Annotated in this window: 30 protein-coding genes; 28 read left to right on the forward strand and 2 right to left on the reverse strand. The window is 53.2% G+C overall.

Features of this window, described 5'->3' with window-relative positions; translation table 11 throughout:
* The 8 genes from NST08_RS11030 to NST08_RS11065 all read left to right on the forward strand — a co-directional run bounded on the left by NST08_RS11030 (position 1) and on the right by NST08_RS11065 (position 7,259).
* Positions 1–675 carry a phosphoribosylanthranilate isomerase gene (locus NST08_RS11030; RefSeq protein WP_007129832.1) on the forward strand — a complete coding sequence of 225 codons (675 nt, stop codon included), beginning with the start codon at positions 1–3 and terminating at the stop codon, positions 673–675.
* The gene (trpB, locus tag NST08_RS11035) at positions 672–1,871 is read left to right on the forward strand and encodes a tryptophan synthase subunit beta (protein WP_028403631.1); all 1,200 of its coding nucleotides are present in this window, start codon (positions 672–674) and stop codon (positions 1,869–1,871) included. The genes NST08_RS11030 and trpB overlap by 4 nt, the downstream gene beginning before the upstream one ends.
* Positions 1,868–2,695: a tryptophan synthase subunit alpha gene (gene trpA / locus NST08_RS11040; protein ID WP_341341747.1), complete on the forward strand. Its 828-nt coding sequence runs from the start codon at positions 1,868–1,870 to the stop codon at positions 2,693–2,695. The genes trpB and trpA overlap by 4 nt, the downstream gene beginning before the upstream one ends.
* A gap of 53 nt (positions 2,696–2,748) precedes the next feature.
* The gene (gene hisC / locus NST08_RS11045; RefSeq protein ID WP_341341748.1) at positions 2,749–3,846 is read left to right on the forward strand and encodes a histidinol-phosphate transaminase; all 1,098 of its coding nucleotides are present in this window, start codon (positions 2,749–2,751) and stop codon (positions 3,844–3,846) included.
* A gap of 74 nt (positions 3,847–3,920) precedes the next feature.
* The gene (locus tag NST08_RS11050; RefSeq protein WP_213615293.1) at positions 3,921–5,009 is read left to right on the forward strand and encodes a prephenate dehydrogenase; all 1,089 of its coding nucleotides are present in this window, start codon (positions 3,921–3,923) and stop codon (positions 5,007–5,009) included.
* Positions 5,010–5,411: 402 nt separating this feature from the next.
* On the forward strand, positions 5,412–6,005 hold the full coding sequence (locus tag NST08_RS11055; protein ID WP_028403627.1) for an RNA polymerase sigma factor: 594 nt from the start codon (positions 5,412–5,414) through the stop codon (positions 6,003–6,005).
* Positions 6,002–6,604, forward strand: coding sequence for an anti-sigma factor family protein (locus NST08_RS11060; RefSeq protein WP_144871492.1), 603 nt, complete (start codon positions 6,002–6,004; stop codon positions 6,602–6,604). Before NST08_RS11055 ends, NST08_RS11060 begins: the two co-directional genes overlap by 4 nt.
* A 34-nt stretch (positions 6,605–6,638) precedes the next feature.
* Entirely contained in the window at positions 6,639–7,259 is a 621-nt protein-coding gene (locus NST08_RS11065; protein ID WP_028403625.1) for a histidine phosphatase family protein, read from the forward strand.
* Positions 7,260–7,367: 108 nt separating this feature from the next.
* On the opposite strand, the gene NST08_RS11070 is transcribed toward NST08_RS11065, so the two are convergent.
* Positions 7,368–8,126: a class I SAM-dependent methyltransferase gene (locus NST08_RS11070; protein ID WP_341341749.1), complete on the reverse strand. Its 759-nt coding sequence runs from the start codon at positions 8,124–8,126 to the stop codon at positions 7,368–7,370.
* Between the two features lie 494 nt (positions 8,127–8,620).
* On the opposite strand from NST08_RS11070, the gene NST08_RS11075 reads away from it, so the two are divergent.
* The 8 genes from NST08_RS11075 (at position 8,621) to NST08_RS11110 (ending at position 14,659) form a co-directional block, all read left to right on the forward strand.
* Complete coding sequence (locus NST08_RS11075) at positions 8,621–9,757, forward strand: hypothetical protein (RefSeq protein WP_213615214.1); 1,137 nt, start codon at positions 8,621–8,623, stop codon at positions 9,755–9,757.
* 111 nt (positions 9,758–9,868) lie between these two features.
* Complete coding sequence (locus NST08_RS11080) at positions 9,869–10,048, forward strand: IDEAL domain-containing protein (RefSeq protein WP_007129842.1); 180 nt, start codon at positions 9,869–9,871, stop codon at positions 10,046–10,048.
* Between the two features lie 104 nt (positions 10,049–10,152).
* Positions 10,153–10,569 (forward strand): DUF2487 family protein, encoded by a 417-nt coding sequence (locus NST08_RS11085; protein WP_213615212.1) that lies wholly within the window; start codon positions 10,153–10,155, stop codon positions 10,567–10,569.
* Between the two features lie 194 nt (positions 10,570–10,763).
* A complete protein-coding gene (locus tag NST08_RS11090; protein WP_007129844.1) occupies positions 10,764–11,309 on the forward strand; it encodes a ubiquinol-cytochrome c reductase iron-sulfur subunit in 546 nt (181 codons plus the stop codon).
* Positions 11,310–11,324: 15 nt separating this feature from the next.
* Positions 11,325–11,996: a menaquinol-cytochrome c reductase cytochrome b subunit gene (gene qcrB, locus NST08_RS11095; protein WP_006209500.1), complete on the forward strand. Its 672-nt coding sequence runs from the start codon at positions 11,325–11,327 to the stop codon at positions 11,994–11,996.
* A gap of 21 nt (positions 11,997–12,017) precedes the next feature.
* Positions 12,018–12,902 carry a menaquinol-cytochrome c reductase cytochrome b/c subunit gene (locus tag NST08_RS11100; RefSeq protein WP_007129845.1) on the forward strand — a complete coding sequence of 295 codons (885 nt, stop codon included), beginning with the start codon at positions 12,018–12,020 and terminating at the stop codon, positions 12,900–12,902.
* A gap of 183 nt (positions 12,903–13,085) precedes the next feature.
* Positions 13,086–13,721, forward strand: a complete 636-nt coding sequence (locus tag NST08_RS11105; RefSeq protein ID WP_028403620.1) for a DUF1405 domain-containing protein — start codon at positions 13,086–13,088, stop codon at positions 13,719–13,721.
* A gap of 68 nt (positions 13,722–13,789) precedes the next feature.
* Positions 13,790–14,659, forward strand: a complete 870-nt coding sequence (locus tag NST08_RS11110; RefSeq protein WP_028403619.1) for a sporulation protein YpjB — start codon at positions 13,790–13,792, stop codon at positions 14,657–14,659.
* Between the two features lie 62 nt (positions 14,660–14,721).
* On the opposite strand, the gene NST08_RS11115 is transcribed toward NST08_RS11110, so the two are convergent.
* The gene (locus NST08_RS11115; RefSeq protein ID WP_213615209.1) at positions 14,722–15,591 is read right to left on the reverse strand and encodes a YitT family protein; all 870 of its coding nucleotides are present in this window, start codon (positions 15,589–15,591) and stop codon (positions 14,722–14,724) included.
* Between the two features lie 220 nt (positions 15,592–15,811).
* Here NST08_RS11115 and NST08_RS11120 point away from each other — a divergent pair, with 220 nt between their 5' ends.
* From NST08_RS11120 to NST08_RS11175, 12 genes are all read left to right on the forward strand, one after another.
* The gene (locus NST08_RS11120) at positions 15,812–16,147 is read left to right on the forward strand and encodes a nucleotide pyrophosphohydrolase (protein WP_373872047.1); all 336 of its coding nucleotides are present in this window, start codon (positions 15,812–15,814) and stop codon (positions 16,145–16,147) included.
* 51 nt (positions 16,148–16,198) lie between these two features.
* Positions 16,199–16,765, forward strand: coding sequence for a tetratricopeptide repeat protein (locus NST08_RS11125; RefSeq protein ID WP_213615207.1), 567 nt, complete (start codon positions 16,199–16,201; stop codon positions 16,763–16,765).
* Complete coding sequence (dapB, locus tag NST08_RS11130) at positions 16,755–17,558, forward strand: 4-hydroxy-tetrahydrodipicolinate reductase (protein ID WP_144871499.1); 804 nt, start codon at positions 16,755–16,757, stop codon at positions 17,556–17,558. The genes NST08_RS11125 and dapB overlap by 11 nt, the downstream gene beginning before the upstream one ends.
* A gap of 17 nt (positions 17,559–17,575) precedes the next feature.
* Positions 17,576–17,998: a methylglyoxal synthase gene (gene mgsA / locus NST08_RS11135; protein WP_028403615.1), complete on the forward strand. Its 423-nt coding sequence runs from the start codon at positions 17,576–17,578 to the stop codon at positions 17,996–17,998.
* Positions 17,995–18,702 carry a bacillithiol biosynthesis deacetylase BshB1 gene (bshB1, locus tag NST08_RS11140; RefSeq protein ID WP_007129853.1) on the forward strand — a complete coding sequence of 236 codons (708 nt, stop codon included), beginning with the start codon at positions 17,995–17,997 and terminating at the stop codon, positions 18,700–18,702. The genes mgsA and bshB1 overlap by 4 nt, the downstream gene beginning before the upstream one ends.
* Positions 18,703–18,734: 32 nt before the next feature.
* The gene (gene bshA / locus NST08_RS11145; protein ID WP_213615203.1) at positions 18,735–19,898 is read left to right on the forward strand and encodes an N-acetyl-alpha-D-glucosaminyl L-malate synthase BshA; all 1,164 of its coding nucleotides are present in this window, start codon (positions 18,735–18,737) and stop codon (positions 19,896–19,898) included.
* Positions 19,899–19,947: 49 nt separating this feature from the next.
* The gene (locus NST08_RS11150; protein WP_213615201.1) at positions 19,948–21,246 is read left to right on the forward strand and encodes a CCA tRNA nucleotidyltransferase; all 1,299 of its coding nucleotides are present in this window, start codon (positions 19,948–19,950) and stop codon (positions 21,244–21,246) included.
* Positions 21,233–22,222: a biotin--[acetyl-CoA-carboxylase] ligase gene (locus NST08_RS11155; RefSeq protein WP_213615199.1), complete on the forward strand. Its 990-nt coding sequence runs from the start codon at positions 21,233–21,235 to the stop codon at positions 22,220–22,222. Before NST08_RS11150 ends, NST08_RS11155 begins: the two co-directional genes overlap by 14 nt.
* Positions 22,223–22,513: 291 nt before the next feature.
* Positions 22,514–23,392 (forward strand): 3-methyl-2-oxobutanoate hydroxymethyltransferase, encoded by an 879-nt coding sequence (gene panB / locus NST08_RS11160; RefSeq protein ID WP_007129857.1) that lies wholly within the window; start codon positions 22,514–22,516, stop codon positions 23,390–23,392.
* Positions 23,389–24,279 carry a pantoate--beta-alanine ligase gene (gene panC, locus NST08_RS11165; protein ID WP_007129858.1) on the forward strand — a complete coding sequence of 297 codons (891 nt, stop codon included), beginning with the start codon at positions 23,389–23,391 and terminating at the stop codon, positions 24,277–24,279. The genes panB and panC overlap by 4 nt, the downstream gene beginning before the upstream one ends.
* On the forward strand, positions 24,272–24,655 hold the full coding sequence (gene panD / locus NST08_RS11170) for an aspartate 1-decarboxylase (protein WP_007129859.1): 384 nt from the start codon (positions 24,272–24,274) through the stop codon (positions 24,653–24,655). Before panC ends, panD begins: the two co-directional genes overlap by 8 nt.
* A gap of 110 nt (positions 24,656–24,765) precedes the next feature.
* Complete coding sequence (locus tag NST08_RS11175; RefSeq protein ID WP_007129860.1) at positions 24,766–25,395, forward strand: hypothetical protein; 630 nt, start codon at positions 24,766–24,768, stop codon at positions 25,393–25,395.
* Positions 25,396–25,444: the final 49 nt, after the last annotated feature.

Below are 25,444 nucleotides of genomic sequence, written 5' to 3' on the forward strand. Positions count from 1 at the left end.
ATGAAAGATACGGCCGTAAAAATATGTGGACTTCAAAGCGTTGAAGTGCTAAAATCTATGATAAACTTACCTGTGGATTATATCGGATTTGTATTTGCCAAGAGCCGGCGGAAGGTGACGCCTCAGCAGGCCGGGGAGCTGATCGGCATATTAAAGGAGTGGAGCCCGGGACAGGCACCCGCCGCCGTCGGCGTGTTGGTTAATCCTGATTGGAGCGAGCTTGAGGAGCTGCTTTCGCATGCCCCGCTTGACGTCATACAGCTGCACGGTCAGGAAACGCCGCAATTTTGCCGGGAAGTGAAGGAGCGCTTCCCGGTTTCCGTTTTTAAAGTGGTATCGATCGGCGGGGAGAAGAGCGATGAAGCACGAATGGCTGCGCTGGACTCGTATGCAGGCTGCATTGACGGCCTGCTCGTCGATACCTTCGATCCGGAATATGGCGGGGGATCGGGCAAGACATTCGCCTGGGATATCATTCCACCATACCAAGACTGGGCCAAGAAGCATGGAATTCCGCTCTTCGTGGCCGGAGGGCTCGATGCGGATAATGTACCGCAATTAATCAGCCGGTACGCTCCCGATGGCGTGGATGTATCCAGCGGCGTCGAGAGAGAGCCGGGCGTGAAGGACATACAGAAAGTGAAAGCATTCGTGGAAAGGGTGAAGGGCATATGAGAACAGAGCTTCCTGACATCAATGGACGTTTCGGGGTGTTCGGCGGACGGTTTGTACCGGAAACGCTGATGAACGCCTTAATCGAGCTGGAGCAGGAGTATAACCGCTACGCGGAAGATGCCGAATTCAAGGAGGAGATCGCCTATTTGCTGAAGCAGTATTCCGGCAGGGAGACTCCGCTGTATTACGCCGAGCGGTTCAGCCGTCATCTCGGCAAGGCCAAAATTTATTTGAAGCGGGAGGACCTGAACCATACGGGCGCCCATAAGATTAATAATGCCATTGCCCAAGGCGTGCTCGCCAAACGGATGGGCAAGACCAAGGTAATCGCAGAGACCGGCGCCGGCCAGCATGGAGTGGCTACGGCCACCGTTGCCGCGCTGCTTGGACTGGAATGCAAAGTATTTATGGGCGAAGAAGACACGAAGCGGCAGCAGCTTAACGTATTCCGGATGAAAATGCTTGGGGCCGAGGTTATACCGGTCACGTCCGGAAGCCGCACGCTAAAGGATGCCGGCAACGAAGCGCTCCGATACTGGGTCAGCAACGTGGAGGACACGTTCTACGTGCTCGGTTCGGCTGTGGGGCCGCATCCGTACCCGATGATGGTACGCAACTTTCAGCGAATCATCGGAGACGAGACGCGCAGGCAGATTCTGGAGAGCGAAGGTCGTCTGCCAAGCATGATTTTGGCACCGGTCGGCGGCGGCAGCAATGCGATCGGTATGTTCTATCCGTTTCTGGAGGATAGCGAGGTCCGGCTGGTCGGCGTCGAGGCGGCCGGCAAAGGCGTTGAGACCGAGTTCCATGCCGCCACAATGACCAAGGGAACCCAGGGCGTATTCCAAGGCTCGATGAGCTATTTGCTGCAGGATGAGTACGGCCAGGTTCAGGAGGCGCACTCGATCTCGGCCGGCCTGGATTATCCAGGTGTCGGCCCAGAGCACTCGTATTTGAAAGATATTGAACGGGTTCAATATGAGCCCATCACCGATGCGGAGGCGCTGGAAGCACTACAGCTGCTGTGCCGGACCGAGGGGATCATTCCGGCACTGGAGTCCGCGCATGCGCTGGCTCAAGCCGTGAAGATGGCCCCGCAATGGACCGAGGAGGATCTGATCGTCATCAATTTGTCGGGTCGCGGGGACAAGGACGTAGAATCCATTATGGCATACACGGGAGGGAAGACGATATGAACCGGATCGATCAGACGTTTGAAACTTTGAAATTGCACAACAAAACGGCGCTCATCCCATATCTGACCGTAGGCGATCCCGACCCGGAAACGACCCTGGACATCATCGCCGAGCTCGAAAGCTCCGGCGCCGACATCATTGAGCTGGGCGTGCCGTATTCGGATCCTCTGGCGGACGGACCGGTGATCCAGCGGGCTTCCGAGCGGGCGCTCAAGAACAAAGTCACGATCCGCACCTGCATGGACATCGCGCTAAAGGCTCGGGAACGCGGCAGCCAATTGCCTTTCATCCTGTTCACTTATTATAACCCGGTGCTGCAGATGGGCCTGGACACCTTCTTCGAGGAGGTGCTGAAGCACGATATCAGCGGCCTGATCATACCGGATCTGCCCGTGGAGGAATCGACGGAGATCCGTAAGCGTGCAGCGGCGGCAGGGGTTCATCTCATTCCGTTAGTGGCACCGACATCCCACGAACGGATCGCTACCATTCTTTCGGAGGCGACCGGCTTCGTATATTGCGTGTCCTCGCTCGGCGTAACGGGTGAACGTACGGATTTCTATTCCGGCGTTGAGGCATTCCTTGAGACGGTGAAGGAATACAGCCGTGTGCCGATCGCGATCGGCTTCGGTATTTCTACGGGGGAGCAGGTGGCCAGATTCTCCAAGATCTGTGACGGCGTCGTTGTCGGCAGCGCGATCGTGCGTACGATCGAATCGAATATCCCGCTGCTGGAGCGCGAGGAGACCCGCAGCCAAGGGCTTTCGCAAATCGGACAATTTGTGGCACAATTAAAAGGTGCGAAGCTTGCCCTAGACCGTTAGGGTGTTAACAGAGTTAAGTTTAGAGTAGATATGAAAGGTGAGGCGAATATCAAATGAAACCAAAAGCGCAAATCGTGGATCTTCCCGTCTACCAGCCGGGAAAACCGATCGAAGAGGTGAAGAAGGAGCTTGGGCTGGATCGCGTGATCAAGCTGGCTTCGAACGAAAATCCATACGGCTGCTCGCCGCTTGCAAGAGAAGCGATCACGGCGGAGCTGGAAACGCTCAGCCTGTATCCGGACGGCAGTGCAGCGGAATTGACAGCTGCGCTGGCGGAGCATTTGAACGTTGCAAACCCTCAGATTATTTTCGGCTGCGGCTCCGATGAGATCATCGCGCTCATTATCCGGGCGTTCCTCGTTCCCGGCGACGAAACGATCATGGCCGATCAGACTTTTTCGGTATATAAAACGAACGCCGAAATTGAAGGTGCCGTCAGCATCGAGGTTCCGCTTGTCGATGGAAAACACGACCTCCAAGGCATGCTCGACGCGATCACGGATAAAACCAAAATCATCTGGGTATGCAATCCGAACAACCCGACCGGCACCATCGTTTCGGAGGCGGAGCTTGTTCAGTTCCTTGACGCCGTTCCTGAGCACATCATGGTCGTTCTCGATGAAGCTTACTTCGAATACGTCACCGATGCTTCGTACCCGAACAGCATCCCGCTGATGGGTCGCTACCCGAATCTGGTCATCCTCCGCACCTTCTCCAAGATTTACGGGTTGGCGGCGATGCGGATCGGATACGGGGTTGCTCAAGAAGAGGTGATCTCCCTCATCAACCGTGTTCGGGAACCGTTCAATACGGGACGTCTAGCGCAGGCAGCAGCCAAGGCAGCGCTGAAGGACCAGGCGTTCGTGGCCGAGTGCCGCAAGCGGAATGAAGAAGGGATCAAGTACCTTCAAGGAGAACTGGACCGTCTCGGGCTGTCGTATTTCCCGGCACACGGCAACTTCATCATGATCGATGTGAGAAGATGCGGAAAGGATGTCTTCCAGTCCCTCCTCAGAAAGGGCATTATTATCCGTCCGGGATTCGAGCGGTATCCGAATTGGATTCGGGTGACGGTCGGGTCGAAGGAACAGAACGATGCCTTTATCGGAGCGCTTGAGCAGGTAATCGCTGAAGTTAGCCCAGTAGTATAGCATTCAAGGAACAGATTAGAAATAACCATAATCAGCTAAACATCGCAGTTTGAAACGAGTGAGAGAACATGACCATGCATATATCCATATTTGGTGTCGGCTTAATCGGCGGATCGCTGGCATTATGCTTTAAGGGCAAGCCGGGGATCACCGTTACGGGCTACGCGCATACCGAAGCTTACGCCGATCAGGTGAGGGCCAAAGGCGTAGTAGACCATGTTACATTATCGGTGGAGGAGGCTGCCCGGGACGCAGACGTTATTTTCTTATGCGTCCCGGTGGGCAGCTTAGAATACTACCTGAAACAGTTAAACGAAATTCAATTAAAGCCCGGCTGTATCATAACCGATGTGGGAAGCACGAAAGCAAGCATTGCCGAGTGCGCCTCACAGCTTGAGCTAAAGGATGCCTGCTTTATCGGCGGACATCCGATGGCCGGTTCGGAGCGCTCCGGCGTCGGGGCGGCTTCGACGCTGCTGTTCGAGAATGCGTATTATGTGCTTACCCCGGCGGATAACGTCCCGGAGGAGAAGCTGGATACCCTTGCACGTCTTCTGGCACATACCCGGGCACATATCGTACGGGTCGAGCCTCGGCTGCATGATGAAATTGTGGGGGCCATCAGTCATCTGCCTCATATCATTGCCGTCGCGCTTGTCAATCAGATAAGCGCTTATAACGACGATAATGCGCTGTACCGAACGCTGGCTGCCGGAGGCTTCCGCGATATTACGCGGATTGCTTCGAGCGACCCGGTCGTTTGGCGGGATATTCTGCTGAATAACCGGAGCGTCATGCTGCCGCTGCTGCGTGATTGGAACGAGGGAATTCAGCGCTTTATGGACATGCTGGAGGATGGCGACGGCTCTGCCATAGAGGAGGCCTTCCGCAGAGCGGGCGAATTCCGCAGCGTGCTGCCGGAAAGACGCAAAGGCATGATTGTATCCCAGTATGACCTGTATCTGGATGTGCCTGACCATCCGGGAATAATCGGCCGTATTGCGACCGAGCTCGGGGCCAACAGCATCAACCTGAGCAATATTCAAATCATCGAGAGCCGGGAAGACGTGCCGGGTGTAATGAGGCTGTCCTTCCGAAATGAAGTGGACCAAGAGCGGGCGAAAGAGCTGCTGTTATCGAAAGGGCATCCCGTTTATCAATAGCTGCTGCGGTTGTTTTCAAACAACCGCAAATAAATGCGTTTACAGTATTGACAAAATGAAAACGTATACATATAATAAAAGTACAGTATGGTTTCTCTCCACTCCTATCCAAAATATTGCACTATGTGCGGCCGTCTTCGGATGAAGGCGGTTTTTTTTTGTCATTTTCCTGGTCATGCCATGAAATCTGGCATAAAACTGATTCTTTCTCCAATATGTGCTATAATGCTAGAGTGCTAGTGTAGAAGATTTGGGGAAATTGCCAAATACATAGAATAGTCAGTCACCAAGAGGCGTAACTATATATGGTTTGACGGTACTTTTACAGATCCTAATTGATCGTTTCCTTGGACATTCAAGGAAGTTGAGGCACCGATGGGAGAAGGAGGAACGAAAAATCATATGACGGATTCCCAGTTAATACAAGAAATCAAGCAGGGCAATACCGAGCTGTACTCGGAGCTTATGCGGCGTTACCAGAGAAAAATATTGGCATTTGTCTATCATATGTTAAAGAGCTCCAACATGGAGCTGATGGCGGAGGATTTATGCTCCGAGACATTCTATAAGGCTTTCCGCAGCCTGCATTCGTTTCGCGAGGTGGATGCATCGTTCTCGACGTGGCTGTATACCATTGCGCGAAATACGGTGCTGAGCGAGCTCCGGAAGCATCGCAGCGGTACGCTGCCGCTGGAGGAGAGCGGGGTCGTTCCCGTGGCGCCGATTGAGGTCGCGCCCGAGCAGGCGATTTTACGAAGCGAACGCGTACATATGGTAAGGGAAGCTATAAATAATTTACCGGAGAAGCAGCGGTCAGCGCTGATTCTCCGGGAATACGATCAGCTGGACTATCAGGAAATCGCAGACATATTAGGTCAAAGCGTCAGCTCCGTCAAATCCCTTCTGTTTCGAGCCAGAGGCAGTGTCAAAATTCAGCTCGAGCCTTATTTCTATGAACCGGTCTTGGAAGAGCTGAGAGGGATGAAGAGCAAATGAATTGCGAAGAAGCCCGAGAGCTGATGGAAAGTGTCTGGGATTTGCCTGACGAAGATCCGCGGCGACAGCGGCTGAATGCGCATGTAAAAACCTGCAGCGCGTGCGCGGCGGAGCACGAATTGTGGCTTCAGAGCTTGAACATGGTCCATGCTTTGGAGGAGGAGGATATTCCGGGGATCGACAGCGAACGAATCAACCGCAATGTCATGGACCGTATTTATCGGGATTTTCCTTGGCTGGTCGAGGAGACCTCAAAGAGCCGCGCAATAAGCCGAGTATTTCGCAAGCGGCTGACCTTATGGATTGCCGGATTTTTGGCACTGTTCGTGTGCAGCTTCATCTATTTTGCCGTCATCGGAAGTCCGGCCGAGCCGAAGCCCGAGGCTGTCGCTACCGGAATTATCCCGACGGGAATCGCCGATACCGGTCAAAGCCTGACAGCGAAGGATTATAACATTCCGAAGACCAACAGCGGAATTATCGATCCGTTTGTGGTTGGAATGAGTCCTACCGAGCCGCAGTATTGGATGCTGCTGTCGCTTCTGGGTGTGGGGCTGGCCATGTATTTCCTGATGAGGCTGAATCGGGTCAGACGATAGCGAATGCATCGAAATATACAAGAGGAGGAAGATCATGCTGATAGGGTTGGTTCGCCACGGTTTAACGGACTGGAATGCGATGGGCAAAATACAGGGACAGACGGATATTCCGCTGAATGAGGAAGGACGGCGGCAGGCACGGCTGCTGGGCGAGCGGCTTCGTCAGGAGCCCTATCATTGGGACTTTGCGATCAGCAGCGGTCTTTCCCGTGCCGAAGAAACCGCCCAGATCATCGCGTCCATGCTCGGCATTCCGGTAGCTGAGCCGGATCCCCGTGTAAGGGAGCGGAGATACGGCCAGGTGGAAGGGCTCACGGCGGAGGAGCGGGAGGCCCGGTTCGGAACCGACTGGCATCAGCAGGATTTGGGCCAAGAGACCGATGTGGAGCTGATGTCCAGAGGACTTGTCTTTTTGGATGATATGGCGATCAAGCATCGGAACAGCAATATCCTCGTCGTAAGTCACGGCGGTTTCCTGGCACAGCTGTATAAGCTCGTCTGCCGCGGTCAACTGAGCCAGCGTATCGGAAACCTGTCGCTGACGATCGTGGAACGCAAGGATGATGACTGGTCGCCGCTGCTCTATAACTGCACCAAGCATCTGTTGACGGAACCGGCGGAAGGCCAGGGCCCGAATGTGCTGCCGACGAAGTAATAATCCTCGATACAGAATACGCCCCTGATCCGATGACTCAGCAGGTCATCGATCAGGGGCGATTTTTATTTAAAATGAGTTCAGCAGGGGGAAACTTCCACAATCAAATTACAACGAGGCAATCATAATAAAACGATGCTGCCTCACCTCGAAGTAACCCTGCGATTGGATCATCACGTGAATGTGGCGCAGCTCATCCCTATAACGATCCACCGTAAAATCCGGGACCTGCCACGGAATGGCTGAAAGGTAGTAAATGAGCGCGCCGATATCGTAAAACCGCTGGACGGGGTAATCCTCGCGCGCGAACGTGACGTTAAACCCGTGATCCCGAAGCTCTGAGGCTGCGTAATCGAGGTTCCAATGGGCAAACTCGGCATTGAGCGGAACGCCGAACAGATCATTGATCTGGTAGCAATCGGTTCCGCCGACTTGCTGGGTAATAAATACGCCCTGCTCGGCCAGGATTCTCCGAATCTCGGACGGCGCATAAGATTCGTGCTGGTTCATGACCACATCGAACAATCGATCAGGCAGCGGAAGCTTCTCATCGTCTTCTACATATACGACTTGAACGCCGAGCGGCTCCAGCTTGCGGCGCGCAACAGGCACATTCGGGGGGTACCCTTCCGTGGCATAGGTGATATTCGGGAACGGCTGCAGCGTATATAAAAACTCACCGCCTCCCGTTCCCATATCAAGCAGACTTCGCGCATTGCGGAAATAAGGGATCAAAATGCTTCCCAGCGACCAAGGAAGCAGCTGCGTCTGCATCCGGCCTGACCCGGTTATATAGGAGTAATCCCAGCCGGAGAATGCCCGTTGGGCTTCATTTAAGTATTGTTCAAAACGATCATCGATCTTCATTTTTATTCGAACCTCCATATGTTCATCACTAGATAATGTCGGCTGGCTGCTTGATGGATATAAAGCAGGGGCCATCATCCGGAGGTCCTCGAATCCTGAATCCGCGTTGTTATGTTTCGTGTTCCCTGGTCGCCATGACGGATCACCTCTTTCGTTCGCTAACCGTATTCGTGCATCTCATCGTTAACCATTCGTTGAGTCAAATATCCGTTACATGCACGGGCAGACGTTGTAATCCAGCTTAACATATATTCCCTTTCATTGAGAATATCCCAGATTCTATCATGGATTAAGAGGGCATAGAAATAGTATAAAAAAATACGCATTCTCACGTTTATGAAGCCGCTATTCCGTTAAAAATGATAAAACCACCATACAGATCAGTTTGATTCCGACGCTTACTAGGGACATGAAACTTCATGAAACGAGAGAGAACAGGTATCAAATGATCGAAACATTCCCATAATGGATGTAAAACGGCGAGGCGATGAACGATGAATCTAGCGGATATGCTCACTTATGCCGATATTGGTCAGCTCAGCAGCATCGCGAATCACTATCAATGCGACGCCAAGAGAAACTCGAAGCATGAATTAATCCAAAGTATCTTAAGCAAGCTTGGAGGAAGGGAATTTTTAGAGGAGCAGATCGGCAGCTTGTCCCTGAGCGATCTTCGCTTTCTGAACCATCTGGTATTTGACGCCAGGAGCGGTTACAGTCTGGAAGAGCTGACGGCGGCCATCCGCCAAGCTGCGGAGGTCAACAGCGACAATCCGCAGGGGAAGAGCGCAGGGGGACAAACCGAAAGCCCTCGCGAAGCCGTAGCGCGTTACCGCAGAAGCGGCTGGCTGTTTAACGGATTCACCCATTCCACGAAATATATGTTCCAGGTTCCTTCCGATCTGAAGCTGCGCTTCAGGGAAGTGCTGCGCGAACGCCTTCTTGAACCGCTGCAGCGGCTGCCGGGCGATCCGGAGGCCTACCGGGACGAGCAGGGGCTGATCGTGGAAGATTTGCTGCTGATGCTCAAGTATATCGGCGGCCATGATATCGAGCTGAACCTCGAAGGTTTTATGTATCGGCGGAACCAACAACAGCTTATGGGCATGCTCCACATTGATGAACCGCTCATAGCCAAAGGGGCGTGGAGGTTCGGATACGGCCGATCCTGCATTGCCTATCCTGACCGGCTAGCTTTGTTATACGATTATGCGTATGCAAGGCAATGGGTCAGGGAGAACGGCAGCCGGCTGGTGCTTACCGACAGCGGAGCCTCGCTTCTCGATGAAGGAAATCAAGTTAGCGTGATGCAGATATTCCGCTTTTGGTTAAGACTTTATAAAGGCGCTATTCCCAATATTACCTCGCTTGTATACTGGATCAGTCAATGCACGCGGGATTGGGTAAGTGCCGCATCGCTCTACGAATCGCTGGGATGGCTCGTCCGCCCGTTCTATTATGACAGCCCGCAAAACATCCTCGAACAGCGGCTGATTCGGATGCTGATGCATCTGGGCTTGCTGCGGATCGGGGAAAGCGCGGCGCACGGCACAGCGTACAAGATGACAGCGCTCGGCTTAAAGGCAGCGGAGGCTTGCATCCACATCAACGATTCAAAAGAGCTGAAGTAAAGGCAGGAAATGGCCGTCCGGGTGACGCATGATATGGTGGTCGAAGGAGATTAGGAAAGCGAAATACGAGGAAAATTACTTATTTAAAATTTGGTTTGGAGGTGCATCCTAATGGATAAAATGAAGGTTACTTACGAAGTTATGTTAGGTCTGGCTGCTGAAATGGTATGGGACGAGGCATTGCGTAAGCATCGGAGTGAAGAACTGTATAAGGAAATCGACGCAGCGCTGGCATCCGGAGATGAAGTGGCTTTCAAAAACCTGACGGATGAACTGAGGACTTTGAACTGAAGAAATGCCTCCATGCATTTCTTCTTTTTTTTGCCTTACCTGGGCTCTCACTCGTATAATGATGTAAAAAGCGTTTGGCGTGAGAGAAAGGATGTAACTTTTAGATGAAATTTAGTGAAGTGGACGAGCAGACATGGCCGGAGCTGCAGCCTTATTTTGACACCTGCTTAATACCGTTCACCGGTTTGACCGGCCAGGAGCCTCCATGGGAAGCAACCAGCGCGCTCGAGAGACTGCGAGACTTCATGGATTTGGCGGAAATTCCGTTTAAGGGCAGAATCGTTACATATCCTGCCGTGCAATATGGAAAGACTGAGGATACGACGCTTTTAAATGAAGTATGTCACAATGTTAAAAAGGCCGGATTCAAATATGTCGTCGTTATGACGGCGGACGGTGATCTTAGCCCCGAGGATGTCCCCGAGAGCACGCTTGTGCTGTCCCGGCTCAGGATTGAGGCGGATGGAAGCAAGGCCGCCGCAGCCGTTTCAGCAGGCATCAGTGAAATGTGGCAGGGGTAGTGAAAAACGGTGCATGAAATTGTGACAAAATACCAACAATTTATGAGAGGCCTGTTGGAAGCGAACCCATTTTTGGCCTTCACATTCTTGACGGTCTTGGGTGCCTAATATATTATTAGTATGTCCTAGTACGTCGTGTGATTTTAATCATTGATGACACTTAAGAACGGTTGACAAAGGGGGTTGAACACAGAATGAGCAGCAACCACAATGACGAGCATGAAGAATCGCACAATCCACCCCGCCGGAAAGAGATGTCCCGCAGACAATTTCTTACATACACGTTGGGCGGTGCCACAGCTTACATGGCTGCTGGGGTAGTTTTGCCAATGCTCCGTTTTGCCGTGGATCCAATTCTTCAGAACAAGGAAGAAGGGGCTTTCGTTAAGGTCGTAGAGGAGAGCAAAATTACCAACGAACCACAAGAGTTCCATTTTGAGCTGCAGCAGCAGGACGGCTGGTACAACAGTACAGCTACGCTGACGGCGTGGATTCGCAAGAATGATCAGGGTGAGATTATAGCGCTTTCGCCGATTTGTAAGCATCTGGGATGCCTTGTCGGATGGAACAGCAACAAGAATTTCCCGGATGAGTACCACTGCCCTTGCCACGGTGCGCGTTATACGCCGGACGGCAAGAACCTTGCAGTCGCGCCGAAGCCGCTTGACCAGTACGAGACGAAAGTGGAGAACGGCTGGATTTACCTCGGCGAAATTGTACCAAATACCGTAGTATCATAGGAGGCGTAGATTCGGATGTTGAAGAATGTCTACAACTGGATTGACGAGCGTCTCGATATCACGCCGATTTGGAGAGATGTTGCGGACCACGAGGTCCCTGAGCACGTAAACCCTGCACACCATTTCTCCGCGTTTGTGTACTGTTTCGGCGGCTTGACGTTTTTCATCACAGTCATCCAGATTTTGTCGGGAATGTTCCTGACGATGTATTACGTGCCCGATATTATCAACGCGTACAACAGTGTTGAATATCTGCAGACGCAGGTCGCCTTCGGGCAAATCGTCCGTGGTATGCACCACTGGGGTGCTAGCTTGGTTATCGTCATGATGTTCCTGCATACGATGCGCGTGTTCTTCACAGGCTCTTACAAAGCGCCTCGTGAAATGAACTGGGTAGTCGGCATGCTTATTTTCTTTGTTATGCTAGGCCTTGGCCTGACAGGCTATCTGCTGCCATGGGATAACAAAGCTTACTTTGCAACAAAGGTTACACTCGAAATTGCGAACTCCGTGCCTTGGCTCGGTCCGATCATTAAAGAATTGCTGCAGGGCGGTACCATTGTAGGCGCCGAAACGCTCACACGTTTCTTCGCCATCCATGTATTCTTCCTCCCGGCTGTGCTCCTGGCCCTACTGGTAGGACACTTTATCATGATCCGCAGACAGGGTATTTCCGGACCACTATAAGAAGAAGGGAGGCGCAAATTTATGGCACATGGTCATAAATCTGATGAGAAAGTTGTTTTTGTCGGTGATTCCCGTGTACGCAAGGGCAACGGCTGGGTCGTACCGCCGGATTACACCGCTTACCCTGGCAAATCAGAAGCGTTCATTCCTAACTTCTTGTTGAAGGAATGGATGGTTGGTGTTGTCGTTCTGGTCGGTTTCTTAGTGCTGACCATCTCGGAGCCGGCGCCGCTCGGTTATCCGGCTGACCCGGGGGCATCTGTAATCCCGATGCCTGACTGGTACTTCTTGTTCCTTTATGAGTATTTGAAGCTTCCGTACGCTTCCGGCGATTATGTGGTGCTCGGAACGATCGGCGTGACCGGTATCGCATTCGGCTCACTGCTGCTCGCGCCATTCCTGGATACAGGCAAGGAACGCCGCTTCTATAAGCGTCCGATCGCTTCATCGCTCATGATTTTGTCGCTGATTTCCATCGTCTATCTGACGAACTCGGCATGGACGCACTATCAGCATGAGCTGAAAGAATCCGGTCAGAAGCCTGAGCATATTCAGCGGGAAGAAGAGGCTGAAGAGAAGCACGCCGCAGGCCTGCCGACTTCGAATGCGAAGCAGCCTGAGGACAGCGTGGTTGCGATTGTCGACAAGGACAATCCGGCCATGGAGACGTTCAAGACGGCTACATGCATCTCATGTCACGCAGCTGACCTGAAGGGAGCATCCGGTCCATCGCTGCGCGGTGTCGGTGATACCCATACAAAGGAAGAGATCGTTGCCATTATCGAGAAAGGTCAAGGCTCGATGCCTCCGATGAAAGACACTGCACTTAATGCCGGTGTAACGGAAGAGGAGCTCGACCAATTGGCCGAATGGCTTGCAAGCCAGAAGGCTGAAGCGGCCGAATAGTACAAAGCCAGAACCTGATCGCATCTTGCGGTCAGGTTTTTTTCTTTGAAAGGCTATCATTGATGATCCCGTGCGGTTGAACCGGAAACGAACTGCGACAGGTGAAAAAGAGAGTTAGATAGGTTATAATACCCGTTAGTCGCGAGTTGCGAATGTATGTTAACACTTTGAGGGGGACGGAGATTGTCACTATCATATTTTTGGAGCAGGGAATTCATCGGAAAACGGCCGTTCCTGTGGCTGCTGCTGATATGCAATGTGCTCGGTACGATTTATGGATACATATGGTATGGCCATCAAATTTCCGACACGTTGAGCCGGGGCCAGATTTGGCAGGTCATCTTCGTGCCCGACAGTCCCACGGCCAGCTTGTTCTTCAGCATTGCGATCTTGCTGCTGCTTTATCCACCTAGGACGGCCTTAGGCGCGATGGTGCAGCAATGGATCGAAGCGCTGGCGGTCGTTACGTCGGTGAAGTACGGGATCTGGGCGGTCGCGATCATCTTCGCGGGACAAGCCCAAGGGGATGTTCTGGTGTGGCAGGACTGGATGCTGGTCGTATCCCATACGGCGATGGCGGTGGAAGCGCTCCTGTTCGTAAGGCTGTTTCATTATCGCTGGACCGCCCTTACCGGGGCGATTGCTTGGACATTCCTGAACGATACGGTGGATTATTCTTTTGGCGTTTTCCCTTGGCTGCCGGGTCAGCTGTACGACAACTTGTCGGCCGTTGAGCTGTTCACCTATCTGCTTACGCTGTTTAGCGGTCTTGCTGCTTGGTTGTCCAGGAAATACGCATTGCAAAAATCGAGCATGTAATCCAAGGCACCTTTCGGGTTCTATGGACATCCCTCCTGCCATAACATATACGGTAGGAGGGATGTCCCATGTTACGAATCATGCCCAAACTGAGCCGATACGTGCCTGCGGTTCTTGTTCTGCTCATATTAGCGATCGGTACGGGGAATCCGATATGGGCGGGGTCAGCCGCTGTTAATGATGCAGACGAAACCTCACCTGCTGCCCCGATTCAAGCGAAGGCATTTAATAAGGAAGTGGAGCTGCTGTACCGCTACGTTGAGGAGGGCAATATCCAGGCGGTTTTGGAGCAGGTCAGGAAAGTCTCCGGCTTGTTCGAGTCCTCTTCCTTTCAGGGCATAGCCGGAGTTGAAGGCATTCATGTGCTGGCCGAGAGCATCATTGAAATGAAAGAAGCGACTGCGCATGCCTCCCAGGATCCGCAGCACTGGATGTTGACCGCGGGGAAGCTTCGGTTGGCCGCGGACAGCCTGACCCATACGAATGACGCGCTGTGGCTGCAGTATTTTAAGGTTGTGAGAGAAGACTTGGATAAGATGAGGGAGCTTGCGGGTAAACAGGATAAGGAGGGAATGGCGAGCGCATTCGAGAGCCTGCAGGGGCATTATGAGCTGATTCGTCCTTCGGTCATCATTCAGCGCAAGCCGGATGAAGTCAATATGGTCGAGTCCTGGCTATCTTATGCGGGGGGACTCGTGTCGTCCGGCGATACCGAGGGGGTTTTGCGGATCGTTCCGCAAGGGGAGGAACTTGTGAATACCTTATTCGGTAAAAAGAGGGATGAGCCTGCCCTGGCTCCGCTTGGCGAGGTAAAGGAGCCGTGGACCTGGCAGGTCATCATAGGCGCAATCATCCTGGCTGCATTAGCCTTTGCAGGGTACCGGAAATACCAGGGACAACTGAACAGTACGAAGCCGCTGTTTCCGCCCAAGGTTTAAAAGCCTGGGAGCCGGGGGCAGATTGAATGAAAGCAATCAAGAGTAGCCCGGCGAAAGCCGGGCTATTCTTCTTTAAATCCTTCCCCATGCACATCATTGACATCGTTTATGATCATAAATGCTTGCGGGTCGATGGACTTCACGATCCCGGACAACCGCCTGATTTCCTGCCTGGAAACGACGCAGTAAATGATGTGCTTGGCTTTTTTGGAGTATACGCCAATCGCCGGGATCAATGTAACTCCCCGCTCCATGTCAACGGTGATGCGATCGGCGATTTTCTCCGCTTGATCGCTGATGATGGTAAAGGCCCTCGCGGCATATGCCCCCTCCTGGATAAAATCGATCACCTTGGAAGCGATGAATACGGCAACCAGGGTGTACAGAATTCGTTCAAGCGGGATAAAAAACAAGGACAGTCCGATGATAAGGATATCCAGACTGAGGATCACCTGCCCCATGCTAAAACCAAATTTGCGGTTAACGATTCTGGCGATAATATCGGAGCCCCCGGTCGTTCCGCCAAAACGAAAAACGATCCCGAGTCCTGCCCCGAGCGTGACTCCGGCGTAAAGGGAGGCGAGAATATAATCATGCTCCGTCCGGAAGGGGAGAATCCAGCCCTTGTCGATCAGAAGCTCGAACAGCCAGAGAAACAGCGTTAAGGACGCGATTCCGAGCCCGGTATAGATGGATTGGCGCTTGCCGAGAATTTTCATCCCGAGCAAAAACAGCGGGATGTTGATGACCATCGTAGAGATGGAGGGGGCGATATTAAACGCATAATTAAGAAGTACGGTAATGCCGGTAACGCCGCCTTCCATCAGTTCGTTCGGAATGATAAAGTACAGCAATCCGAAAGCATAGATCGCCGTCCCGAACATAATCGGGATGATCAACTGAAGCTGCCCGAGCCATTTGCTTGATCTCATATTACCCCTCGCATTCTGGTCTGTAATGTTCCGATATGATCAGGTTTCCAGATTAACCCGACTAGTATGTACCGATCGGGGAAGGGATAAAAAATATTTGTTTTCAAAACCGCTTTACGATAACATAGGTTTAAAACAATCTAGGGATCCCTTCATGGAATGAGGCGGATTCGGGAAGATTGGGCAAAGCCTGGAAGAAAACGAGCATTGAAGGGAGTTAATGATCTTGGGAAAATCAATGGCTGAAATGCAGCAGGAAGTCGATCGCTACATCTCGCAATTCAAAGAAGGCTATTTCAGCCCGTTGTCCATGATGGCCCGGATGTCGGAAGAGGTTGGCGAGCTGGCACGGGAGGTTAACCACCAATTCGGTGAGAAGCCGAAGAAAGCGGAAGAAGCGGACAATTCCATTGAGCTCGAGCTTGGCGATATTTTGTTTATCACGATATGCTTCGCGAATTCGCTTGGCATTGATTTGACCGAAGCCCATAATAAAGTGATGCACAAATTCACGACGCGTGACGCCGACCGGTGGACGAAAATAAACACCGATTAGGCCGCTGTTACATATGCTGTACCAAAACCCGCTGCGGGGGAGGGACAGCCAGTGAAATCGGAAACTTATATACAAAAAGCTTATCGATGCATACTTCAAAATGATTTCGAAGAGGCGCTCCGCTGGTTCGAGGAAGCGATCCAGGCCAATCCCGGGGATGCTGAGGTTCATTACCGCTGCTCGATCACGTACGGCCGGAGCAACCGACTGGAAATGGCAATCTCCCACGCGGAGGAAGCGGTGCGGCTTCAGCCGGACAAACCTGAATACACCCTTCATTTGCAGCATATAAAGGCAGCTGAGCTGGTTCAGAGGGCGAGAAGAATGGTTGAGGGACGTACGGATGTCACCAAGTCGGAGCTGTATCAGGCGGTTTCGCACCTAAAGTCAGCTGTCGCGATGGATCCCTTACACTCGCAGGCCTATGTATGGCTTGCCCTCGTTTATAGCGAGCTGAATGAGCATGCCATGGCCATTGCCACCTTGAAGGAAGTGATTGCTTTATATCCGCAGGAGAGCAGTCTGCAGCATATTATGGAAGAGCTTAAGCAGCGTCTGAGATCATATTTGCAAGAACCGGCATCGGACGGAAAGAGAGGACATGAAAATGGCAGATAAAATATCGGTAATCGTTGTCGGCGCCGGCGGCCGGATGGGTAAAGAGGTTGTGAAGCTGGTGCTGGAGGATCCCGAGCTTGAACTGGCGGCTGCCGTCGGGCGGTCGGATGCGGGCAAGGATGCGGGGACCCTGGTAGGTCTTCCGGCCTGCGGTATTGCAGTGACGTCGGATTTGGAAATGGCGCTGGTGGAGTCGAAGCCTGATGTTATGGTTGATTTTACGGCGCCTCAGTTCGCATACAGCAATACGGCGCTGGCAATTAAGCACGGTGTCCGTCCGGTCATGGGCACTACCGGCTTCACGCCGGAGCAGATCGAAGAGCTGGACAAGCAGTGCGAGGAGCGGGGAATCGGCGGTTTGATCGCGCCGAACTTCTCGATCGGCGCCATTCTGATGATGAAGTTTGCCGCCCAAGCGGCCAAGTACCTGCCGCATGTTGAAATCATCGAAACGCATGGCGATCAGAAGCTGGACGCACCGTCCGGGACATCGATCAAGACGGCCGAGATGATAGCCGCTAACCGCGAGGAAATCCGGCAAGGCAATCCGAAAGAGGAAGAGGTTATCGAAGGCGCAAGAGGCGGTTATTACAAAGGCTTCCGCATCCACAGCTTGCGGCTCCCCGGCGTATTTGCGCAGCAGGAGGTCATATTCGGCGGTTACGGACAAAGCTTGAAGATCCGTCACGATTCCTATGAGCGTGCAGCCTATATGCCGGGCGTGAAGATGGCAATCGAGAAGGTAATGGGATATACCGGATTAATCTATGGATTTGATCATTTTATCGACTAACATAGGGGAGAAATCAGATGAATATTGCATTTATCGCACATGACCGTAAAAAAGAAGAGATGGTCAACTTTGTTATCGCCTATGAGGGCGTTTTTAAAGACCATAACCTATATTCGACCGGCACGACAGGTACGCGCATTATGGAGCAGACCGAGCTGAGCATTCACCGTTTCGCTTCCGGCCCGCTTGGCGGCGATCAGCAGATCGGGGCGCTCGTGGCGGACAACGAAATGGATCTTATCATCTTCCTGCGCGATCCCTTAATGGCTCAGCCCCATGAACCGGACATTAACGCGCTTCTTCGCTTGTGCGATGTCCAGGGAATTCCGCTTGCAACGAATGTGGCGACGGCTGAAATTTTGGTCAAAGCACTGGACCGTGGAGATTTCGCATGGCGGGAGCTTGTTCACAAGTATAAGCCGGGCGTGGACGGACAATGAGCGACAAGCTGGATATTTTAATCTTCGGCGCGCATGCGGATGATGCGGAGATCGGCATGGCCGGCACGATCGCGAAGCATGTCGCGGCAGGACGGTCTGTCGGCATATGCGATCTGACGCAGGCGGAGATGTCGTCCAATGGAACGGTTGAGATCCGCCGAGGGGAAGCGGAGCAAGCAGCCGAGGTGCTGAACCTTAAGGTCCGGACAAACTTGGGACTGCCGGATCGCGGTTTATTCGCAACGCCCGAGCATGTCGAGAGGATAACGGCCGAGATTCGTAAGCATGCTCCGTCCATCGTGTTTGCTCCGTACTGGGAAGACCGCCATCCGGATCACGTGGCTGCCAGCCGGCTTGTTGAGGAAGCGGTGTTTAATGCGAAGCTGCGGCGGTATTTGCCTGAGCTTCCGCCAGTCAAAGTGGACGAGCTCTATTTTTACTTCATTAATGATATCGGCAGAACGGATCTGATCGTGGACGTGACCGAGCAATACGGGACGAAGGAACGGGCACTCTCCTGCTACCGCTCGCAATTTGAGAAGACGGACGAGAATGCGGTGTCCACTCCGTTAACCGAGGGTTATATCGAACGTGTGCGGGCCAGGGATTCGTTATTGGGCGCGCGCAGCCTTATTCCTTATGCGGAAGGCTTTGCCTCGAAAAGTCCGTATACCGTTCATCTATTCGGCTCCAAACAGGCATAATATACAGAAGGTGACGTTGAAGGAGGCCTTATATGAAACAGCAACCATTAAAAATAGGGATTACCTGCTATCCTTCATTGGGCGGGTCTGGCGTGGTGGCGACGGAGCTTGGGAAGCTTCTGGCGGAGCAAGGCCATCAGGTTCATTTTATAGCACACAGCATTCCGTTTCGTTTAGGCTCCTTTCATAAAAATATTTTTTATCATGAGGTAGAAGTAAACGATTATTATGTATTCCGGTACCCGCCTTATGATCTGTCGCTGGCGACCAAGATGGCGCAGGTGGCGAACATGCAGCAGCTTGACGTGCTGCATGTTCATTACGCGGTTCCGCATGCCGTCTGCGCTTTCCTCGCGAAGCAGATGGTGGGGGACCAGCTTAAAGTCGTAACAACGCTTCACGGGACCGATATTACGGTGCTGGCCCAAGACGAATCGCTGAAGGACTTGATCCGATTGGCGATCAATGAGAGCGATGCCGTAACGGCGGTTTCGGAGGATCTGATCCGGGAGACAAGGGAGCTGCTCGACATTACCCGCGACATCGATCTGACCTATAATTTCGTTGATCCGAGAGTGTATTACCCACGACATTCGGAATCGCTCCGAAGGGATTACGCCAACCCGGCGGAGAAGGTTCTGATGCATATCTCCAACTTCCGCCCGGTTAAACGGGTAGGGGACGTGCTGGATATATTCGATCGGGTCCAGCAGAACATGCCTGCGAAGCTGCTGCTGGTAGGGGAAGGGCCGGAGCTTCCGAAGATCCAATGCCGCATTAAGGAGATGGGGTTGGAAGATAAGGTTCATTTCCTCGGCAAGCAAGACGAAATAGCGCATGTCATCTCCATGGCCGATGTGCTGCTGCTTCCATCCGAGAAGGAAAGCTTCGGCCTCGTTGCACTGGAGGCGATGGCCTGCGGCGTGCCGACGGTAGGCTCTACGGCCGGAGGGATTCCAGAACTGGTTACGCACGGCGAGACGGGCTTCTTGGCCCCGATCGGCGATACGGCGGCGATGGCGGAGCATGTGCTTACCATATTCAAAGATGCGGAGCTTGCGGAACGGATGCGCAAGGCTTGCCTGCAGCGCGCCACAACGATGTTCTGCAATGAGTTGATTCGCGGCAAGTATGAGCAAATCTATTACCGAGTATTGGGGCGGGAGGTTAACGAGCTGAAGCCGATATGCGGCTGAAGCTCAGATCCTCTCGTCTATTTTTCGGATAAAGAAGGAACGTCAAATCATGAGAAATGGGCAGAAATCAATACAATGGCAATATGCGGATCAGGCGATGGCGGATCAGAGCGCGGAAGTCATCCGGACGCTGCTTCAGCATGGCTATGAGGCTTATTGGGTCGGCGGTTGCGTTCGCGATGAGTACATGGGCCGCCGGGTCAGCGATATGGACATCACGACCTCTGCCCGGCCGGAGATAACGGCCTCGTTGTTCCCCAAAGTCATTCCGACCGGCATCCAGCACGGAACGGTGAAGGTTCTGATGGAAGGGGAGGCCTTTGAGGTAACGACCTTCCGGATCGAAGGCGGATACGAGGATCACCGTCATCCGACGGAGGTGGCCTTTGTCGGAGATGTCGAGGAAGATCTAAGACGGCGGGATTTTACGATGAATGCGATGGCGATCGGGCTCGACGGTACATGGGTGGATCCGTTCGGCGGCCGGGCGGATATCGACCGGCGCAGGATCCGCTGCGTTGGCGAAGCATCCTTGCGCTTTCGGGAAGACGCGCTCCGCATGGTCCGTTGCATTCGGTTCGCTTCGGTATTCGGCTTCTCGATCGCGCCGCGAACGTGGAAGGGGATCCTTGCGGAGAGAGATACGCTGAGCTTTATCGCCATGGAACGGATCCGGAGCGAATTTGAAAAAATCATGACCGGTCCTTCGCCGCTGCGGGGCTTGAGCATGTTCGTCCGCAGCGGGCTTTATTCAAGGATGAAGGCGCCGTTCCCTTATACCGGCCATGATGACAGCATGTTATCGGCGATCCCGCTCATTGACCCGGAGCATGCGTACATCCGTTGGTCGCTCCTCCTGCTGGCTTGCGATATCCGATCCCAAGCCGCAGATGAGCTGCTGCGGGGATGGACGTTCTCCAACAAGCAGCGGCAGGAAATCGTGAGTCTGATGTCCATTCAAGAAGAGTGGCTTAAAATCACCGGAGCCGATAAAGATGGAATGGATAAGCTTCCATGGGTTCGCCTTGTGCTCACCCATGGGAAGGCGTCGGCTGGAGGCTGGCTGCGACTGCAGCAGGCGCTACATCATTCCGGTGCCGCAGCGACGGCGGAGACTGCAAACAGGCAGCTTGCCGAATGGCTGGAGGAGATGCAGATCCAGAGCCTGAAGGATTTGGCAGTGACCGGCAATGAGCTGGTTCAGGCGCTAGGCAAACGCGGCGGCCCATGGCTTGGCGAGCTGCTCGGGCAGCTGCTGCTTCTTGCAGCGGCCGGCCAGATTAACAATGATAAAGAATCGTTGATTGATGAAGCAAAGCGGGTGGTAATGAATCATGAAGGATCATGATCAAGGGTATTCCTTGCTCCGTATGTTTCAGGAGCACCCCGGTCAGTTCCTGTCGGGAGAAGAAATCAGCCGCAGGCTGTCCATCAGCCGGACGGCGGTATGGAAACAGATCAACAAGCTGCGAAGCCTCGGCTATGAGTTCGAAGCGCTGCCGAGGCTCGGCTACCGTATGGTGGACGAGCCCGACGTGCTGGATGAACAGCTGCTGGGAGCCGGAATGAAGAGCCGCTCTTTCGGCAAGCAGATCAAGCTGCTGGACCGAACCGTATCGACGCAGGAGGATGCCCGGGAGTTGGCGGAGGCAGGCGCGCCTGAAGGTACGCTCATCATCTCGGAAGAGCAGACCGGCGGGCGCGGCCGGATGGGGCGCAAATTCCATTCGCCCCGCGGCAAGGGCATCTGGATGAGCTTGATCCTGAGACCGAAGCAGCCGCTGCATTTAACCCAGCAGCTGACCCTGCTCACGGGGGTGGCGGTATGCCGCGCAATCGGAAAATCAGCGGGTGTGCAGACACAAATCAAGTGGCCTAACGATATTTTATATGAAGGCAAGAAGGTTTGCGGCATTCTGCTGGAATCCACCGCGGAGGACGGGCGGATCCGTTATTGCGTAGCGGGAATCGGGATCAGCGTAAACCTGAAGGAGACCGATTTTCCGGAGGAGCTGCGAAGCGTGGCGACTTCGGTAAGGATGGCTGGCGGGAACGTCGTCAACCGGACAGAGCTGATTCAAACGATCATGCAGGAAATGGAAGTTCTCTACGAATTATATAATGAGCAGGGTTTTGAGCCTATCGCCTCCGCATGGGAGGCGCTGTCGGGCACGGTCGGGCGCGAAGTCCGGGTACAGTCGGGGCAAGGCGATTTCACGGGAACAGCTACCGGCTTGAATAAGGACGGCGCCCTTATGGTGCGCAGCGACGCAGGTGAAATGGTTCCGGTGTACTCCGGCGAAATTCTTTTCAATACCAGGTAAATCAAACAGGGTGAAAAAATTTTCGGACTTTGTTATACTATAGCCAGAGGCGGTATCGCGATCGATTGCGAGCTGCACTCTTGGCAAGTAGCATTAGGAATCATGCATTATTTTAGAACACCTTCATAACTGTTATGCCGGTTACGTTGGATTCTGCTCTGAGCCGAAAGGACCGAGACAGAAGGGACGATCGCGAGTGACTCTTTTTTGCCTTTCGGACCTTTTTAGCAAGCTGTGCTAAAAGGTTTTTTTGTTGTGCTTATACTTTTACGACAGGGAGGCTGTGTCACAATGACAGGCAAGCAACCATTGAACATTGTTAAGATGAGGAATATGAAGCGGGACGGCAAGCCGATCAGCATGCTGACCGCATACGACTACCCGTCCGCAAAGCTGGCGGAAGAGGCGGATATCGATATGATTCTGGTCGGGGATTCCCTCGGCAACGTCGTTCTGGGCTACAATTCAACGATTCCGGTTACGCTGGATGACATGGTGTACCATACGCGTTCTGTAGCCCGCGGTGCGGAGAATACGTTCATCGTTGCCGATATGCCGTTTATGACGTATCACGGGGGAATCGACGAAAGCCTGAAAGGCGTGCGCAGACTCATGCAGGAGGGACATGCACATGCCGTCAAGCTCGAAGGCGGCGCTGAAATCGCCGATACCGTCAAACGGATCGTTCAGTCGGGCGTGCCCGTGCTCGGTCACATCGGCCTGACTCCGCAGTCGGTCAACCAGATCGGCGGCTACCGGATTCAAGGCAAGGACGCCGAGGATGCCAAGCGGCTGATGAACGATGCCAAGGCGCTCGAAGCAGCCGGCGCATTTGCGGTCGTGCTGGAGCTTGTCACAGAAGAGGCCGCAGCCGAAATTACGAAAGCATTGAGCATTCCGACTATCGGGATCGGCGCCGGCCGATATTGTGACGGTCAGGTGCTTGTGTACCATGATATATTGAAATACGCTTCCCCCTACCGTGACAAACGGTTTGTCAAAACTTACGCGGACATCGGATCCGTCATCCGTGACGGAATCGCTCAATATGTAAGAGAAGTCAAGGACCGCTCGTTCCCGGCCGAGGAGCATGTATTCAAATCCGAGAATAAGCAAGCCTCCGAACCGGCGCTCTACGGCGGCAATAAGGAAAAGGTGGGCACTTCATGAACGTCATTCGCACCATAGCGGAAGCAAGAGCATTTATCCAAGCAAGACAACACGAAGGAAGCGGAGCCGTCGGACTTGTACCGACCATGGGCTATCTGCATGAAGGACACGCCAGTCTGATGCGCAAGGCCCGGGAAATGTGCGGAACGGTCGTTGTCAGCATATTTGTCAACCCGATCCAGTTCGGACCGGGCGAGGATTATGAGACCTATCCGAGAGATGAAGCGCGGGACCTTGCCTTGGCGGAAGCAGAAGGGGTGGATGCCGTATTCATCCCGTCCGTTGAGGAAATGTATCCGCAGCCAACGAAAACGAAGATAACTGTTGCGGAGATTACCTCGCTGCTCTGCGGCGCTTCGCGTCCGGGGCATTTTGACGGGGTGACTACCGTTGTATCCAAGCTGTTTCATATCATAAAGCCGGCCTATGCCTTCTTCGGGATGAAGGATGCCCAGCAGGTAGCCGTCATTGAGCAGATGGTTCGGGATTTGAACATGGACGTGAGCATCGTTCCTTGCCCGATTATTCGCGAACAAGACGGTCTCGCCCTAAGCTCCCGCAACGTTTATCTCAGCCCGGAAGAGCGGAGGCAGGCGCTCGTCTTGTCCGGCTCCCTGAAGGCGGCGCAGGCGATAATTGAGCAGAACCCCGAGGTGACGGCAGGCGAGATTCGTACGATGCTTCGGGAGCATATTACGCAGTCGCCGCTGGCCGACATCGATTACGCCGAAGTGCTCACGTTCCCGGAGCTTTCTCCTATTGCGGATTCTGAGCAGGCTTTAGGGACAGATCGTGGAGTCATTATGGCGCTCGCTGTGCGGTTCGGCCGTACGCGCCTGATCGATAATGCGTTAATTCAACCGAAAGTGGGGGATTCCCATGTTTAGAACGATGATGAAATCCAAAATCCACCGTGCGACCGTAACGGAAGCGAATTTGAACTATGTGGGCAGCATTACCATCGATGAGAATCTTATGGAAGCGGCAGATTTGCTGGAGAATGAAAAGGTTCAAATCGTGAATAATAACAATGGCGCCCGTCTGGAGACCTATGTCATTAAAGGAGAGCGCGGCAGCGGCGTGATTTGTCTTAACGGAGCTGCGGCACGGCTCGTGCAGCCGGGGGACAACGTCATCATTATTTCTTATGCCATGATGTCCAAAGAGGAATATGAGAACCATACGCCGACGGTCGTAATCGTTGACGAGAACAATAAGCCTGTAACGACTTCATACCGGGAAGTACACGCAGCTGTGCTGTAATGACCAAAATGTGTCGGGAACGCAAAGGGATGAAAAGGACCACTTCTACAAAAAATGAGTTCAGGTCGACGCACTGATCTCATTTTTTCGCTAAGGGTGGGATGCACGCTATGTTTCAACATGTATTCGCCGAAATGAACAACATGTTAGATGAAATTGTGAAGCATTACCCTACCGCAAATGGCCCTAAAAAGCAGGCGCTTGTACAAAACTGGAATATGCTGAAGAGCATGAGCGACGGCATTATTGAGGAATGGCTCCGTTTCGAGGAACGGATGGCCGTCTTCCGCGAAAATGCCGTATCTCCTCCGGTTTTTCCGCCGACCGAGGCGCCTGAGCTGCAGCATGATGCCTTCATCCGGGGACAAGGGTATTATAAGCTGCTGATGTTTGAGCCGGCGATCGCGCAGTTCAAGCTCGCTGCAGCCGTGTATCCGGATAGTCTCTTGATCAAGCTGTACATTGCATTATCCCAACTTCACTTGGGGGAGACTTCCCAGGCATCCGACGTGCTCATGTCCATCCTGCCGATGGCTGAAGACCGGAAGCTGCGGGCCATGGTGTATAACGCGCTCGGCTGCATTCAAGCCTTAAACGGATGCCAGGCGAAGGCAGAGGAATGTTTTACCCTTGCGATTCACAGCGACCCGACATTACCCGACCCGATAATCAATCTAGAGGTTTGCAAGAAAAACCGGGGTGATCTGCAGTACGGCAGTCAGCTGATCTCGCTGCTGTAAGCAGCAGTCTGAACAAGAAGCGATGCTAAGGCTCAGGGAATGAGCTGTT

This window comes from Paenibacillus sp. FSL K6-1566, assembly GCF_038050475.1.
Lineage (GTDB): Bacteria > Bacillota > Bacilli > Paenibacillales > Paenibacillaceae > Paenibacillus_AQ > Paenibacillus_AQ lactis.